Origin of the sequence: Hymenobacter rubidus (assembly GCF_016734815.1) — a bacterium.
Classification (GTDB): Bacteria; Bacteroidota; Bacteroidia; order Cytophagales; family Hymenobacteraceae; genus Hymenobacter; species Hymenobacter rubidus.
Genome location: NZ_JAERQF010000003.1, coordinates 12878 through 28833 on the forward strand (window position 1 = coordinate 12878; position 15956 = coordinate 28833).

Sequence of the window (15956 nt, forward strand, 5' to 3'; positions counted from 1 at the left end):
CACTGCCAAGACGCGCACCCACCGGCGCCTACGCCATTTTCCTGCCAATTTCCAGTTCAGGGTATTCCTTTCACCCAAAGCACACGTGGCCGCGAGTAGTATCGCATCGGTTTCGGCCCACTTCCCCGCCCTGTTGCTGATGCGCTTTTCTCGTTTGTGCCCACTGGCTTTGTCCGGTGTTTTTTTGTTTGCGGCTTGCAGTCGCCAGCCCACGGCCAGTAGCGCCAGCCGCTACGTGCCCGCGCCGCCTACCATCGACGGGCAAGCCGCCGACTGGACCGACTCGCTGCGCTACGACCCCGGCAGCAAGCTGCAGTACCAGGTGCTGAACGACGGCCGCATGGTGTACGTGCGCCTCAAAGCGGCCGACCCGGCCACGCAGGCCAAAATTGTGCGCCTGGGCCTCACGGTGTGGCTCGATACCACGGGCCGCAACCAGCACCAGTTTGGGGTGCACTACCCGCTGGGCAACCTGCAGGCCGGCCGCGGGGCGGGCGGAGAGGGCAACTCCCCTCGGCCCGATAACCCCGATGCCTCGGGCACTGACCGCCAGGCCTCGCGCCGGGCGCGCCTCACCCAAGCCCTGGCCGACATGCGCGAAATGGAGCTGCTCAACTACAAAGGCAGCAAGGAGCCCACCCTCACCGATGCTCAATCGCAGCTGGGCGTAAAGGCCGCCATTGGTCTCAACGAGCAGGAAGACCTGATTTACGAGCTGGCCGTGCCCATGCGCCTGCTCTACCGCAAGCTGCCGGCCCTGGCCACGGGCCAAAGCGCCGTGGTGGGCGTAAGCGTGGCCGGGGGCAAGTTCACCATGCCCAGCCAGGGTGGCGGCGGGGGCATGCAAGGCGGCGGCATGGGCGGCGGGGGTATGCGCGGCGGGATGGGCGGTGGAGGTATGCGCGGAGGTGGAGGCGGTGGTATGCGCGGTGGCGGGGGCGGCATGCGCGGCGGGGGCGGCTACGGCGGCGGGCAGCAAATGACCCCGCTGGCCCTGAAAACCAGCGTGCAGCTCAGCAGCCATTAGGATTTAGTTGTCAGTTGTTCGTTGTCAGTTGTCAGAGCTCGATACAATTTCTGACCAGCAAACTACTAACTGACAACTGGCAACTGACAACGAACAACCTACAACAAACAACCGACAACTACAACCGCATTACTGCCGGCTGTTCATGTCCACCATCTGGTAGCCGATGAGCAGGTCGGCGCGGGTGCCGGGTGGGCGGTAGTACACCAGCAGGTCGTACTGGTTTTCGGTTTCGTAGTGCGAGCCTTCAAAGTACGCTTCATTCGGCGCGGTGCCGCGCGCGCCGGCCACCGCAAAATCGTAGTTGTAGTAGCCTTGCTTGAGCAGGGCGTGGCCGGTGTAAAGCTGCTTGGTTTCGTCGTAGGTGAGCTTGAACTCGTCTTTCAGCTGCCAGTCGGTGAGGGCGCCGAGCACATACACGGGACCGGGCGCGGGCTGGTCGGCCTTCAGCTGAAAGGTCACGTCGGCGTAGTCGGCATTGGTGGCGCCGTTACCGTACTCGCGGCTTTCGAACACGCGCTGGCCGTTGGAGTCCACGTACTGGTTATAGGCCGTGGGGCTGCGCGACACTTCGGGCTGCAAGGTGACGGTGGTGACGGGCGCAGCCCGCGGGTCGACGTGCAGCACGCCCATGCCCGCCGCCTGCACCGAGCGGGTGTCGAAATACCGGTATTCGCTCAGGCCGGGGAAAGCGTTTTCAAAGTTGAAGTACTGGTATTCGAGGCGGCGGTCGAGGTCGCGCACGAAGGTGGGACGCAGGTTGTACTTGGCGTTGTCCCAGCGGAAGTTCTGGCGCAGCACCGTTTTCACTTCCACGGCCGGGTTCACCAGTTCCACGCTGGCGTAGCCCACACTGAAATCGAGCTGTTGCATGGTCATTCGCTGCTGCCCGCCGATGACGATGCCCGGCTTCAGGCTCACCTGCACCTGGTTTTCGTACACCAGCAGCCGGCGCGATACCACCGGCACGCCGGCCGTGGTTTGCACCACCAGCAGGTAGTTGCCGCTCAGCTTCACCTGCGGCGCCTGCATCCGGTAGTGGAAGTACGGCACTTTGGTGCCCGAGCCCACCCGGTAGTCGGTAATCAGAAACTCGTTTATCTCGTTCAGGAACTGCATGTTGGTGAGCACCGAGGGCTGCCAGTCGGCATCGCAATGAATCAGCTTAGCCGTGTAGCGCTGGCTCTGCCCGTTCAGCACGTCAAATTCCAGGGTGATGGACGGCGACTGCCCTAGCGGCACCACCGGCGGCTGAAAAACTTCGTTGGGCTGGCCCGTGGCCACGTAGCACTGCACGCTGCGCACCTCGGGCGAGTAAGTGTAGTCCTGGTAGCGCAGGGTCTTGTCGGCGTAGTACTCCGGGGGCTGCTGGGTGCCGGGCGTGGTGCTGGTGATGGGGGTGCCGAGGGGAACGCAGGCAGCGGCCAGCAGCAGGAGGGAGGCAAATGGAAGAAGGCGCATGGCCCGAAAGGTACGGTAACCGGGATTGTGGGTCAACTTCGGAGCCGGGCTTCGGTGGCGGCGCGCCCGCCGTGCCGGCGGCGGCTCACCGGCGGGCGGGGCAGAGCAGGGAGTAGTAAGCCGTGTCCAGAAATTTACCTTGCCACAACCCATTCTCACGGAAAAGCCCTTCCTGCACAAACCCCGCACGTTTTAGCACCTGCGCCGAGGCCACGTTTCGTGGGTCGATGACGCCCTCTACCGAATGCAGGTTCAACTCCCCGAAGCCGTAGGCCAGCGCCGCCGCCACGGCTTCCTGCATCAGGCCCTGGCCCTGATGGGCCGGGTGCAGCAGGTAGCCAATCTCGGCGCGGTGGTTCTCGGGCTGCAGGCGGTAGAAACCAATGGTACCAATGATTTCGTCCGACGAGCGCAAGGCAATGCCCCAGTTAAGCAAGTCGTTGCGGCTCATGGCCTCGTTCATCGTCTCGATGTAAGCGGCCGAGTCGGCCACCGACGTAGCCAGGGGCCGCGGGATGTACTGCATCACCTGCGGGTCGGAACGCAGAACAAACAATGCCGGCGCGTCGGCGCCGATGAGCGGGCGCAGCGTTAGGCGCTCGGTACGGAGGGTAGGGAAGGGCGTGAAATGGAAAGTCAGCATGGCTGGAGCATTGTTTTAGCACTGGCCGCAATGCGGCTTGTGCGGCAGCAGCTGCGAATGTAAAGTCCGTGGCTCGCGCTGAAGGAGCTACCGGCGGCAGACGCTGGTGGCAAACGACCGAAAAGCCCCGCGCCTTGTTTTTATGTGATTTACAGTGAGCGCATTGCGCCTTTACAAAGGGCGCAGAATCCATGCTGATAAGCAAGGTATTTATTATATATTTACGCGTTCGATTTTCGCGCTATCGCCAGCGACTTCACTTCATCAGTACCACCACCATGGAACAGCAACTTGAGCAAATTCGCGAGCAGCAGCGCGCCTCCTGGAACAAATTCTCGCCCGGCTGGAAAAAGTGGGACACGCTGATGATGAACTTCATGCGGCCCATTGGCGATGAAATTATCCGGCAGCTGCACGTCCAGCCCGACGACGTGGTGCTCGACGTAGCCTCCGGCACCGGCGAGCCCGGCCTGACCATTGCCGGGATGCTGTCCAGCGGCAAAGTCGTCAGCATCGACATCGCCGAAGACATGCTGGCCGTGGCCCGCGAAAACGCCGCCCGGCGCGGCCTTCACAACTTTGAAACCCAGGTGGCCGACGTGTGCGAGCTGCCCTTCCCCGACAATTCCTTCGATGCCATCAGCTGCCGGTTTGGGTTCATGTTTTTCCCCGACATGCAGCTGGCGGCCAACGAGATGGCGCGGGTGCTGCGGCCCGGTGGCCGCGTTTCCACCGCCGTGTGGGCCGGCCCCGAGCAAAATTTCTGGGTCACGGCCAGCATGGGCATCATCAACAAGCACCTGCAGCTGACGCCACCACCACCCGGCGTGCCCGGCATGTTCCGCTGCGCCCAGCCCGATTTCATCGCCAACCTGTTCCGGCAGGCAGGCCTGAAAAATGTAGCCGAAACCCCCGTGCCCACCGCCCTGCCCGCCGGCACAGCCGCCGGCTACTGGGAAATCATGACCGACGTGGCCGCGCCCGTAGCCGGCGCCCTCAGCCAGGCCACGCCCGAGCAACGCGCCGCCATCGAGCACGAAGTGCTGGCCCTGATTGAGCAGCGCTACCCCAACGGCGAGGTGGCAATTCCGGCCGGCACGCTGGTGATTGCCGGGGAGAAGTAGAAAATGGCTGGAAATACGGCCGAATTTCAATAATACGTCATGCTCATCCGGCGTCCACTGGCCGGGGCATATCCCAATCGTTCGGGAGAAAAGCCTCGCCTAACGGACGCCGGATGAGTTTTTATTTTAAGCAACAAAAATTTATTGTTTATCAATAAATTTTTGTTATGTTTGTCTCGGATTTAAGATTGTCAAGCCGTTATGAAAAGAATTTCAATAACATTTCTTCAGGCAGTCGTCGTGCTTGTTGGCGTTGTGGCGCTTACCCTTTTGATTCGGCTTCCCATGACCGAGGGACGAGCTGCCAACCTGGATTGGGTTGGTATTTACTCCGACCCGTTTATCCTGTATGGGTACGCGGCATCAATTGCTTTTTTTGTCGCGCTATATAAAGCGTTCAAATTGCTCAAATACATTGGGCGAAATGAGGTATTCTCACTAAATTCTGTCGGGGCTTTAAAGAGCATTAAATATTGCGCACTGGTCTTATGCGCGTCAATTGTGACAGCAGGAATATCTATTAAAATATTCCACAATAAGGCCGACGACCCAGCGGGTTTTCTGGCGATGTGTATGGTAATTTCTTTCGTATCGATTGTAGTGGCAACTGCTGCGGCAATCTTTGAAAGAATATTGCAGAATGCCATCGATTTGAAATCCGAAAATGACTTAACAATTTGAGCAATGCCAATCATTGTAAACTTAGACGTGATGATGGCTAAGCGAAAAATCTCTCTAAATGAGCTTTCTGAAAAAGTTGATTTGACGTTATCAAACCTTTCTATCTTGAAAACAGGTAAGGCAAAAGCAATTCGTTTCAGCACTCTGGAGGCAATTTGCAAAGCATTGAATTGCCAGCCAGGCGACCTTTTGGAATATGTAAACGAGAAGTAAAAATGAACCGCTGATACAAATTTTGCATCAATTAAGCAGGCCTGAGTTTAGTAATTAATTAGGCATCAGCTCAGGATTTCGCACTTAGCAAATTCCTGGAATGTGTTCTGTTTGTTGCTCATAAAAAAAGCCTCTCCCGAAGCAAGATGCTTCAGAAGAGGCTTTTTTAGGTGGATTTGCTGCTACATTTCGGCCAGGATTTCCCAACGGTCATTAAGCTTCGCCAGCTCTTTTTTCACCTGCTCAAATTTCAGCGTGGTGTCTTTCAACTGCGCGGCGTTCTGGTAAATCTTCGGGTCGGCCAATTCCTTTTCGTAGCCGGCCAATTCCTTTTCCAGCGAGTCGATTTTCGCTTCGACTTCGGCCAGTTCTTTCAGGGCTTTTTTCTGGTCGGGCGAGGAGGTTTTGGCGGGTGTGGCTTCGGGTTTTTTCTCTTCCTTGGGTTGGGGCTTATTGGCGCTAGGGCTGGGCAGGCCGGCTTTCTTGGCTGCTTTCTCGCGGTCTTCCTGCCAGAGCTCGTACTCGGCGTAGGTGCCGGGATACTCCTTTAGTTGGAAATCCTCGATAAACCAGATTTTGGTGGCCACGTTTTCCACGAAGTACCGGTCGTGGCTGATGACGATGAACGTGCCTTCGTACTGCTCCAGGGCCTGAATCAGGATGTTTACCGATACCATGTCGAGGTGGTTGGTCGGTTCGTCAAGGAGCAGGAAGTTGGCTTCCGAAATCAGGGTCTTGGCCAAGGCCACGCGGCTTTTCTCGCCGCCACTCAGCACCTTGATTTTCTTGAAAACCTCCTCGCCCGTGAACAGGAACGAGCCCAGCACCGAGCGCAATTCCATGTCGTTGCGCTTCGAGCCGGCCTCGCTCATCTCCTGCAGAATCTCGTTGTCGAGCGTCAGCGACTCCAATTGGTGCTGCGCGTAAAACGACATAATCACGTTGTGGCCCAACTGATGCTTGCCCGCCGTGGGCGCTTCAGTGCCCGCCACTAGGCGCATCAGCGTCGACTTACCTTTGCCGTTGGCGCCGATGAGGGCGATTTTGTCGCCGCGCTCGATGTGCACGTTGGTGTCGCGGAAAATCAGCTTCTGGTCGTATTTCTTGGTCACGTGCTCCATGCGGAGAATGTGGCGGCCGGGCTCAACTTTGAAGGTGAACTTCATGTTGATTTTGGCCGCGTCCTGGGCCACGTCTTCGATGCGTTCGAGCTTATCCAATGCCTTCACGCGGCTCTGGGCCTGCTTGGCCTTGCTGGCCTTGGCCTTGAAACGCTCGATGAAGCGCTCCGCCTGCCGAATCTGGGCCTGCTGGTTCTCGAAAGCGCCTTTCTGGATAAGGTTGCGCTCCTCTTTTTCTTCGAGGTAGTAGCTGTAGTTGCCGGCGTAGGGCACCAGCTTGCCGCCGGTCACTTCCACGGTGGTGTTGGTGGTGCGGTCGAGGAAGGCGCGGTCGTGGCTCACGATGATGACGGCACCTTCGTAGTCAGCTAAGTAGTTTTCAATCCACTTGATTGACGGTAAGTCCAAGTGGTTGGTGGGTTCGTCGAGGAGCAGGAGGGAGGGCTGCTGAAGCAGGATTTTGGCCAGCATCACGCGCATGCGCCAGCCGCCCGAAAAGCTTTTCAACGGCTTTTGCAAATCCTCCGTCGAGAAGCCCAGACCTTCCAGAATTTCCTCGGCACGGGCCTGCATGGTGTAGCCGCCCAGCGCCTCGAACCGTTCCTGCATGGTGGCCAGCTTATCGACCAAATCATCGGAATAATCGGTTTCGAAAAGGACCAGCAGGTCGTCAATTTTCTTCTGCAATTCCAGCGCTTCCTCAAAGGCCTGCATGGCCACGTGCAGAATGCTCTCGTGCGTATCGTAGCTCAGCAAATCCTGGTTCAGGAAGCCCAGGCTCACTTCCTTGCTCATCGAGATAGAGCCGCCGTCGGCCTTGTACTCGCCCACGAGCAGGCGCAGCAGCGTCGATTTGCCGGTGCCGTTGAGGCCGATGAGGCCGATTTTATCCTTGGGCTTGATGTGCAGGCTGGCGTTGTCGTACAGCGTGCGGGAGCCGAAGTGGAAGTCGAGGTCGGTGATTGAAATCATGGGGTCGCGGGGTATTCAGGCACAAAGGTACGGAACCCGGCCCCGGCGTTTTTTGCTCCCGGGCGAAATAAGCGGCTGTTTAATGGCGGCGCGGGGCTACGAATCGACCTTGCATCCCTGAAAAGCCACCTCGCGGTTGAGAACAGTGTGCTTTTCCGGAAAAAGCGTTGGGGTTTTGATAATGCGGCCGGCGTTGTAGCTTTGGACTATGCTCAATTCTACTTCATTGCGTTCTTGGAAAGCTCATTTCATGGCCTGTATCGCGGGGGCTGGGTTGCTCGTGCTTTCAGCCGCCAGCCCGGCCACGGCGGGCCCCAATCCGGGCCGGCCGGGCCTCGATTCGGCCCTGACGCGGCAGGTGTATGCGCTGGGGCCGGTGTTCGACGTGCCCAAATGGGAGGCGGTTTCGGCCACGCTGCGCTTCCGGGCGCAGCCGGTGTGGACGGGCATTGGCAGCGGCTACGTGTCGTTGCGCGACCGGCTGCTGCGCTGCCCCACCAACCTCGACAGCGGCTCGAAGCATCCGCTGGCCGGCAACTATTGGCTGCACTACGGCGGGCCCTACCGCTGGCAGCCCACGGCGGCGCTGCGGCAGCTCAACAACCAGATGGACAACCTCGACCTGGACCGCCGGGCGGTGGAATACGAGCGCCTGAGCATGGTGCTGCGCGAAAAGGCCAGCAAAATGCGCAAACTGGAAGCCGCGCTGCCCGTGCTGGTGTTTGCCCTCGATAGCGTGGGCAAAGTGGTGGATGTGGGCGTAGACCCCAACCGCACCAAGACCGGCCTGACGCGCCGGAGCCGTAGCCTGATGCTGAAGGCGTTGCGTGACCAACGTTTCCGCCTGCCAGCCCGCCAATACACCGTGACCACCAAAGCCACCCACTACCGCCCCGCCGTGCGCCACGCGCTGGAAGAGCCCCGGCCGCTCGACGAAAAGCTGCGCCGGCTGAGCCTGGGCTACCGGGCCAAGCGCCTGGGGCAGGCGCTGGTGTGGGCCGCCGCGCCGGTGCGCCTGCCCGTGCGGGCGCTGCTGTTCCGCAAAACGGCGCGGTACGGGCGCTGCCATACCTTCATGGGATATGAATGGGTGCCGCGCTTCTGGGGGCGGCGGTATTAGGGTTGTACCGGAGCCAGGTTGATGAGGCGAACTGCTGGCGCGAAGCCGGCTGGTCGCTTGGGAGAGACTAAGCCGCAACTCCTTCCACGGCTGATTTCGGCGTTTTCAGCTGAATGATGCCTAACCTATCCAGCGTCCAGATGATGGGGTAGGAGGGGTCGACTTCCCATTTTTTGACGCCGAAATTGACGCGGCTGGGCAGCTTGTGGTGGTTGTTCTGAAATAATTCGCCGCCGGTCAGGAAGTCAAACACCAGCGAATTGCGGCTCTTGTCGTGGTTGTCAAAGTTCTGGTAGCCGTATTTGTGGCCGGCCCAGTTCACGATGGCGCCGTGCACGGCCCCCATCATCAGGTGGATGGGCAGCAGCAGGTATTGCCACCAGGCCGTGGCAAAGTTGATGTAAAACAGCACGTACACCAGTCCCCAGGCCAGCCGCGAATAGGCGCTGTGGGCAAAATCTTCCAGCGAAATCCATTCCGGGTAGTCGCCGGCAAAGCGTTGGGCGGCCACCGAAGTCCCCTTGATGCAGTCTTGGTAGGTTGTGCGCGTCTTCCACATCATCACAAACGCATTGGTGCTGTGGTGCGGCGAGTGCGGGTCTTGCGCGGTGTCGGAGTAGGCGTGGTGCATGCGGTGCAGCAAAGCATAGGCCCGCGGCGACATGAAACTGCTGCCCTGCGCCAGGTAGGTGAGCACAAAAAACACCCGTTCCATCAGCGGCGACATCGTGAACATGCGATGCGCGGCGTAGCGGTGCTGGAAAAACGTCTGGGTAAAGAGCGACAGGTACCAGTGCGCCACAAAAAACAGGAGGACAGCCATACAACAACAGTGAGGTCGGACGCGCAGGTCGATAAAAAGAAACCCGGCGGCCCGATGGCGGCTCTGTTGCTTCGCTTTGGCTAGTGCCCCGGCAAGGTACGGCGTTTCCCACGGTTGGGCTTGGGTTGGCCTCCCTGGAAGCTATACTGAATGGGGTTTGCTACCGAATGAAGAAAAGCTTCTCTGAAGCCCTTTTAGAAGCTGTTTGAGTTAGTCGAAAACAATCCAACCCGTCATGCTGAGCGCAGTCGAAGCATCTCTACCGCAGTAGTAATCCAATTGTGACAACGCAGCGATAGAGATGCTTCGACTGCGCTCAGCATGACCGTTTTTGTTAACCCAAACACCTTCTTAGCGGCTGCCGGCGGGCGGCAAGGGGGCCACGTCCTGGCTTTGGCTGATTTTTTGGGCAATGCCTTTGGGCAGGCCAATATTGTTCAGCAAGCCGCTTACCACGCCCTGCCGCCACAGCACGAACACCGAAAAGCGAGGCTCCCGCTTCGAAGTCATGTCGCCGGTGACGACGCGGCCACCCTTGCGCGGATTTTCGTCGCGAATGACCAGCACGTTGGCGGCCTTGGAAATAATTTTCTTGCCGAGCGACTGCTTCACCTCGCCTTTTTTGTAGCTCAGCAGCTCCAGCTGCAGGCCGGAGTAGCGGGCCGTCATGGTGCCGGTTACCTGTTTTTTATCGGCCTGCAAGGCAAAATCGATGCGCTGCACCTGGCCTTTTTTGAACTCAATCAGCCGGGTGGGCACCGTCATGGCATTCAGGCTGCTGAAGGCGCCCGCACCAAAATTGCCCCACACGCGGTGGCGGCCGCTGGGGTCGAGCAGCGGAATGGCGGCGTGCACCGTCATGCGGCACTGGTTCTGGAGGTAGGCGGTGGCCGTGCCGGTGAGCGGGTGGGCGGTGGTTTGGTGGCGCGGGTCGTTGCTCACGTTGTAGAGCGTGCCGCTGAAGCGGTTGATGTTCATGGTCCCAATCACGGGGCTCAGCGGGCTGCGGTAGCGGGTGTAGAGGTTGCCGCCCACCAGGTCGAGCCGGCGCACATCGATGACGGTATGCACCTTGCGCATTTCTTCCGGCGTGATAATGGAGCGGTGCGGGTTGATGGGGCCGCGGCCATCGGAGGCCAGGTGAAACACCGCGCCGCGCACCGTGGCCCGGCTCGCGTGCACATCGCCGTGCCGAATCAGGGTGGCAAAATCCAGCCCCGCCACTGCCAGCTCCGGCACCCGAACGCTGAACTGCGGAATCTGGTAGCCGTGGCGCAGGTTCATTTGCACCGGCGTGAAATGCGGCGTGAGCGACAGCCCCGTGAGGCGAATGGTGCGGGCCGTCGTGTTGAGGTGCAGGTGGGCGCCTTTGGCCCGGTATTCGGGGCCCTCAAAATTGGCCGCCAAGCCGCCCAGGCTGGCTTTCCATGCGCGGGCGTAGGCAATGCGGGCGGGCATCTGCTTCGCCGCCGAGTCGATGCGAATGCCGAAGCCGGTGGCGTCCACGGTTTCTACGGTGGGGGCGTGGGCGAGGCCGTTTACCTTCATGTGGCCGTGGCGTACGGCCAGGTAGGCCAGGTCCGAGCGCCGGGCCAGCGGGGCCAGCAGCTTCCAGAGGTCGGGCGGGCGCTTGGCGGGCGGCGTGAAGGCTAGGTCCGGCGCGTCAAAAAGCAGCGAATCGGCCCGAAAGCGGCGCTGGTGCTGCCACTCGGCCGCCCGCAGCCCGGTCAGCACCACCCGATTTTCAGTGAAATTGATGCGTACGGCACCGGGCTTGCCCTGGCCGGGGGCCGGCTCCCGAATGCGCAATGAATCCAGTGTCGCGCGCCGGGAAGCCGTGGTGAAGCGCAACTGCCCGAAGCTGATGCGGTGGCCGGCCGCGCGGACCTGCAACCGGTGCAGGGCCACTTGCCAGGCTTGCGCAAAAGCCACGCGCTGGGTATCGGCCGCGCCGGCCGGACTCATGAGCAGGTGCTGGGCCGTGAGCGTGGCTTGCCCAAGCCGCCCCGTGAGCGGGGCGTCGGGCTGGTAGCCGCCCTGGGCGTGCAACAGACCGAAATAGCCAATTTGTAAGCCCTTAACGTGCAAGGGCAGGCGCTCCTGCCAGGGCTGCCCGGCGTTTTTGCCAGACTTCCGGGGCAGGGCCAGCACCTCCAGCTTGGCCGAGTCGAGCACCACGCTGTCGATGGGCACCACTTGCTTGCGCAGCAGCGCCCACAGACCTACGCCCGTAACGTGCACCTGGGCCAAATCGAGGCGCAGGCGGGGGAGGGTATCGGCCACTTGGGCGGCGGGGTGCAGGCGCAAGTGCCCCAGGCGAATGCTTTTGGACCACAGGCTGGTGTGCAGCTCGCCCACTTGCAGGCTGTACTGGCCATGCGTTTGCTTGGCAACCTGCTTTTCCAGGGTGCGGCGCAGCCAGGGGTCGAGCAGTAGCAAGGCCGCACCCACCAGCCCCACCAGTGCTAGCAGGCCCACCAGCAGCCAGCGGCCCCAGTGGCGGGGCCGCGCGGCAGTAGTCGCAGCGGAAGAGTCGGCAGCGGTAGGTGTTTCGAGCACGAAGTCAGGGGTTACGGTTTGCGTAACGGGAATTAATCCGTTTGGGATGAAGCAAGAATGGGCAAAGTCGATGGAAGCCGGGAATCTCCCGACCGTGACGCTTTATACAAGGACTTGGCGGCGGGAAAGTTTTGGTGGCGCGGGGCTGGCCCAGTGCGTTACTTTGGGCTTATGCAAACACCGTCGCCTTTTCCCGACCCCGTGGGCCTGGCCCTGCTGGCCACGTTTCGCCACAGTTTTCAGCAATACAAAGCCCTGTCCGACCGCGCCCTGGCCCAGCTCAGTGCCGCCGAATGGCTGTACCGGCCCGCGCCGGGCAGCAACAGCGCCGCCGTTATCGTGCAGCACATGGCCGGCAACCTGCGCTCGCGCTTCACCGATTTTCTGACCACCGACGGCGAAAAGCCCACCCGTCAGCGCGATTTGGAATTTGAGGAGCCCGCCACCGCAGCCGCGGTGCCCGCCCTGCAGGCCGAATGGGAAGCGGCCTGGCAGGTGCTGTTTGCCCTGCTTGATGAGTTGACGCCGGCCAACTTGCTGCGCACGGTCACCATTCGGGCCGAGCCCCACACGGTGCTGGCGGCTGTGCAGCGGCAGGTGGCGCACTACGCCTACCACGCCGGCCAGCTGGTGCAGCTGGCCAAGCTCATCCGAGGTGAAGGCTTTCAGTCGTTGAGCATTCCGCGGGGGCAGAGCGAACAATTCAACCAGCGAATGACCACTGCTTCCCACGCATGAGCTTCAACCTGAAAGGCCAATTGCGGGCCGAGCACACCCACCCCGAGCCCTCCGTCTCGGACCTGTTGCGCCGAAAATTTGACCCGGCCAACCACCGTACCACCGCCAACGAACGTACCAGCCCCATGCTCGCAATTACTTCACTGCTCAGCCAGGCCCACGCCGTGCGCATCAACGCCATTATCAAAAGCCTGGAAGAGAAATTCGGCCTTGATGACGTGCAGGCCACCCTCGACCCGCACCTGACCTACCAGCTGGCCGGCGTCAAAAAGCTGGCTTCGCTCAAGGAAGTGCTGGCCGAGGTGGCCGATACGACCGAGCCGTTTCCGGCCTTTACCACGGGGTTGGGCGTGTTTCCGGGCGAGCGGCCGGTCATCTACATCCCCGTGCTGCGCTCCGATGCCCTCAACGCCCTGCACCGGCGCATTCTGGCCGCCACCGCGCCCTTGTGCCTGCGTACCGACAAGTTCAGTGGGCCCGACTGCTGGCTGCCGCACATCTCCCTGGCCCTGCACGACACCACCGCCGACCTGCTCGGCCCCGTGCTCGCCTACCTCAACCAGGAAACCTACAACCTCAAAATCAGCATCGACAACCTCGCCATTTTGCGGCAGGACGGCGAGCGGTTTGTGAAAGAGGAAGTGTTTAAAATGGGGGCCAGCGTGGTGAAATAGGGAGTAGTTAAGCGTCTGTCATCCTGAGCGCAGCGAAGGACCTTATCTTGTTGAAACGAATTGTTCGCAGGTGATAAGGTCCTTCGCTGCGCTCAGGATGACAGACGTTTTCCTGCTTTTTCCACCAAAGCCCTATACCGTCGGCGGAATCTGCGTGCCTTGGTCGAGGCTTTGCCACAAGTATTTGCAGGCCAGCGTGCGGTAGGGCCGCCAGGCTTCGGCAATGACGAGCATGCGCTTTTGCAGCGCCCGGCCGGTTTCCTCCAGGCCATATAGCCTGCGCATGGCGTTTTGCACGCCCAGGTCGCCTTCCGAAAAAACGTCGGGCTGGTCGAGGGCAAACATTTGCAGCATTTGGGCGGTCCAGCGGCCCACGCCTTTGATGGCGGTGAGGTGCTGGGTAAAAGCTTCTTCTGAGAGGCTGGTGAGGTGCTCGTAGTCGAGCAGGCCCCGCTCGTTGTACTCGGCAATGGCTTTGAGGTAGCCGGCTTTCTGGCGCGAGAGGCCCACGGCGCGCAGCTCTTCCTCGTTCAGGGCCAGCACTTCGCGCGGCTCGGGGTAGCCTTCGGGCGGGAAAAGCGACTGGAAGCGCTTCCAGATGGCCGCCGCTGCTTTGGTCGAAATCTGCTGGCTCACAATGGCGCGCAGCAGCGCCAGGTACAAATCTTCGTGGGGCCGCGGGTGAATTGCGCGGCCGCCGGCAATAACGCCGCCCAGCACGGGGTCGGCAGCGGAGAGGTGTTCGATGGCAGCTTGGTTCAGCATTTAGCGGGGCGTGAGGGGCGAAAGGCGGGGTTTCTCCAGCAAATCGTCGGGGTTAACGGGAATCAGAATAATGTCGAGGACGGTGCCGGTCGGGGAGAGGCGCAGGCCGGTCAGGTTGCCGCCAAATACGGCCCCGGTGTCAATGTACAGCGTGTGCGACTCGGGGTCGTGCACGGGTTCGCCGTCGCTCATGGGTGTGTGGCCCACCACCTGAATCTGGTGGTCGAGGCGCCGGAGGGGGCCGCGCGCCCACAGCAGCCCGTCGGCGCTTTCGGGGTCGAAGGCGTGCGGCGAGGCGCTGATGCCGGCGTGGCTCACCAGCACGTGGGCGTTTTGCCAGAGCAGGGGGCGTTCTTGCAGCCAAGGCAGGTGCCGGGCCAGCAGCTCGGGATGCCGCTTGTACTGGGCATTGGTGCTGCGGCCGCCCCAGCCCAGCCAGCCGGGGTAGGGGCCGCTGGGGCCAAAGTGCAGCAGCATGGCGTCCTCGTGGTTGCCCATCAGGAAAGTGGTCGAGTCCGGGTACTGCTGGTTCAGGCTGCGGGCCAGCTCCACGGTGGCCGGGCTGTGGGCGCCCCGGTCCACCAGGTCGCCCACCTGAATGAGGTGGTCGGTAGCCGGGTCCCAGTGCTTCAGCAACTCCTGAAACGTGAGCAAACAGCCGTGCACGTCGCCAATAATGAACAGATTCATGGACGGAACAACGTTAAAAGCGCGGTTTTTGGTCCGGTTTCGTGGGCGTTTTGCCAGTTATTCGGCTGGCGTCGCCCGCCCCACGCCCAGCCAGCGCACCAGCGGCCCAATGGTCAGCCCCTGCCCGATGATGGAAAATACCACCACCACGTAAGTAATGCCCACCAGCAGCTCGCGCGGCATGGTGGCCGGCAAGCTCAGGGCCAGCGCCACAGCCAGCCCGCCGCGCAGCCCGCCCCAGGTGAGCACCGCCACGCCGTGGTCCGACGGCTCAAACGACGGTACCAACCGCAGCAGCACCAGCGGCACCCACACCGCCACCAGCCGCGCCAGCAGCACCACCCCAATGGCCACCACGCCCGCCAGCACCGTGCGCCCCGGCAGGTCCAGCACCAGCACCTCCAGGCCCATCAGCACGAAGAGCAGGGCGTTCAGCACCTCGTCTACCAGCTCCCAAAACTTGTCCACGTAGTCTTGCGACTCATCCGAGAGCACCCCGCGGCTGCGGCTGAAGTGGCCCACCAGCAGCCCGGCCATCACCATGGCCAATGGCCCCGAGGTGTGCAGGCGCGTGGCCAGGGCCGTGCCGCCCGCCACCACCGCCAGCGTCATCAGCACCTCCACCTGGTAGTTGTCGATGGTGCGCAGCAGCCACGCCGTGCCCAGGCCCAGGGCCGTGCCCAGCGCCAGCCCGCCCAGCGTTTCGCGGGCAAACACGGCCAGGACGTGCCCCAAGGTGAAGTCCTGCGGGCCCATCAGGGCCACTTCCAGCGTCACCACAAACAGCACCACACCCACGCCGTCGTTGAACAGCGACTCCCCCACAATCTTCGTTTCCAAAGACTTGGAGATGTTGGCTTTGGTCAGGATGCTGAGCACGGCCACCGGGTCGGTAGGCGAAATCAGCGCCCCAAACAGCAGGCAGTAAATAAACGGCGTGGGCAGTCCCAGCAGCGGCAGCAGCCCGTACATAGCCCCCGCTACCAGCCCCGTGCTCAGCGGCGTGCCCACCAGCGCCAGCACGCCCACCGGCCAGCGCAGCTTGCCCAGCCGCCGCGCATCCACATGAATGGCGCCGGCAAACAGCAGGAACCCCAGCATCACCTGCATCACAATGGTGCTGAAATCGAGCTTGTTGACCAGCTTAGCCAGATGCAGCACCGGCTGCACCTCGAAGCGCGCCAGCCCCACCAGCGCCAACGAAGCCGCCAGCCCCAGCACCATCAGCCCAATGGCCGGCGGCATTTTCAGGAACCGGTGGTTGACGTAGGCAAACGCGGCGGCGATGACGAGCAGCAGCGCAAGGGCGGTGTAGAGGTCCAAATTAGTTAGGGGAAATGCAGGG

15 protein-coding genes are annotated in these 15956 nt (G+C 61.4%); 7 read left to right on the forward strand and 8 right to left on the reverse strand.

Annotated elements, in window-relative coordinates; genetic code table 11:
* Window positions 1–139: 139 nt before the first annotated feature.
* Entirely contained in the window at window positions 140–1027 is an 888-nt protein-coding gene (locus JKL48_RS02770; protein ID WP_201978190.1) for a hypothetical protein, read from the forward strand.
* A gap of 129 nt (window positions 1028–1156) precedes the next feature.
* On the opposite strand, the gene JKL48_RS02775 is transcribed toward JKL48_RS02770, so the two are convergent.
* Together JKL48_RS02775 and JKL48_RS02780 are read right to left on the reverse strand one after the other, a co-directional pair.
* A complete protein-coding gene (locus JKL48_RS02775) occupies window positions 1157–2488 on the reverse strand; it encodes a type IX secretion system plug protein (protein WP_201978192.1) in 1332 nt (443 codons plus the stop codon).
* 85 nt (window positions 2489–2573) lie between these two features.
* A complete protein-coding gene (locus JKL48_RS02780; protein WP_201978194.1) occupies window positions 2574–3131 on the reverse strand; it encodes a GNAT family N-acetyltransferase in 558 nt (185 codons plus the stop codon).
* A gap of 278 nt (window positions 3132–3409) precedes the next feature.
* Between JKL48_RS02780 and JKL48_RS02785 the strand changes: the two genes are divergently transcribed.
* The 3 genes from JKL48_RS02785 to JKL48_RS02795 all read left to right on the forward strand — a co-directional run bounded on the left by JKL48_RS02785 (window position 3410) and on the right by JKL48_RS02795 (window position 5149).
* On the forward strand, window positions 3410–4255 hold the full coding sequence (locus JKL48_RS02785; RefSeq protein ID WP_201978196.1) for a class I SAM-dependent methyltransferase: 846 nt from the start codon (window positions 3410–3412) through the stop codon (window positions 4253–4255).
* A 285-nt stretch (window positions 4256–4540) separates the two neighbouring features.
* Window positions 4541–4936 (forward strand): DUF2975 domain-containing protein, encoded by a 396-nt coding sequence (locus JKL48_RS02790; RefSeq protein WP_236668601.1) that lies wholly within the window; start codon window positions 4541–4543, stop codon window positions 4934–4936.
* Window positions 4937–4939: 3 nt separating this feature from the next.
* A complete protein-coding gene (locus JKL48_RS02795) occupies window positions 4940–5149 on the forward strand; it encodes a helix-turn-helix domain-containing protein (RefSeq protein WP_201978200.1) in 210 nt (69 codons plus the stop codon).
* Between the two features lie 182 nt (window positions 5150–5331).
* On the opposite strand, the gene JKL48_RS02800 is transcribed toward JKL48_RS02795, so the two are convergent.
* Window positions 5332–7242, reverse strand: a complete 1911-nt coding sequence (locus JKL48_RS02800; RefSeq protein ID WP_201978201.1) for an ABC-F family ATP-binding cassette domain-containing protein — start codon at window positions 7240–7242, stop codon at window positions 5332–5334.
* Window positions 7243–7492: 250 nt separating this feature from the next.
* Here JKL48_RS02800 and JKL48_RS02805 point away from each other — a divergent pair, with 250 nt between their 5' ends.
* Window positions 7493–8362, forward strand: a complete 870-nt coding sequence (locus tag JKL48_RS02805) for a hypothetical protein (protein ID WP_201978202.1) — start codon at window positions 7493–7495, stop codon at window positions 8360–8362.
* 67 nt (window positions 8363–8429) lie between these two features.
* Here the strand turns inward: JKL48_RS02805 and JKL48_RS02810 are convergent, their stop codons facing one another.
* Both JKL48_RS02810 and JKL48_RS02815 read right to left on the reverse strand, forming a co-directional pair.
* Window positions 8430–9185 (reverse strand): acyl-CoA desaturase, encoded by a 756-nt coding sequence (locus tag JKL48_RS02810; RefSeq protein ID WP_201978203.1) that lies wholly within the window; start codon window positions 9183–9185, stop codon window positions 8430–8432.
* 351 nt (window positions 9186–9536) lie between these two features.
* A complete protein-coding gene (locus JKL48_RS02815; RefSeq protein ID WP_201978204.1) occupies window positions 9537–11744 on the reverse strand; it encodes an AsmA family protein in 2208 nt (735 codons plus the stop codon).
* A gap of 171 nt (window positions 11745–11915) precedes the next feature.
* On the opposite strand from JKL48_RS02815, the gene JKL48_RS02820 reads away from it, so the two are divergent.
* Window positions 11916–12482 carry a DUF1572 family protein gene (locus tag JKL48_RS02820; RefSeq protein ID WP_201978205.1) on the forward strand — a complete coding sequence of 189 codons (567 nt, stop codon included), beginning with the start codon at window positions 11916–11918 and terminating at the stop codon, window positions 12480–12482.
* Window positions 12479–13156, forward strand: a complete 678-nt coding sequence (locus JKL48_RS02825; RefSeq protein WP_201978206.1) for a 2'-5' RNA ligase family protein — start codon at window positions 12479–12481, stop codon at window positions 13154–13156. The genes JKL48_RS02820 and JKL48_RS02825 overlap by 4 nt, the downstream gene beginning before the upstream one ends.
* Window positions 13157–13288: 132 nt before the next feature.
* Here the strand turns inward: JKL48_RS02825 and JKL48_RS02830 are convergent, their stop codons facing one another.
* From JKL48_RS02830 to JKL48_RS02840, 3 genes are read right to left on the reverse strand one after another with little or no spacing between them, the layout of a single operon-like run.
* The gene (locus JKL48_RS02830; protein ID WP_201978207.1) at window positions 13289–13921 is read right to left on the reverse strand and encodes a DNA-3-methyladenine glycosylase family protein; all 633 of its coding nucleotides are present in this window, start codon (window positions 13919–13921) and stop codon (window positions 13289–13291) included.
* Window positions 13922–14611, reverse strand: coding sequence for a metallophosphoesterase family protein (locus JKL48_RS02835; RefSeq protein ID WP_201978209.1), 690 nt, complete (start codon window positions 14609–14611; stop codon window positions 13922–13924).
* 57 nt (window positions 14612–14668) lie between these two features.
* Window positions 14669–15934, reverse strand: a complete 1266-nt coding sequence (locus JKL48_RS02840; protein ID WP_201978211.1) for a cation:proton antiporter — start codon at window positions 15932–15934, stop codon at window positions 14669–14671.
* Window positions 15935–15956 lie beyond the last annotated feature (22 nt).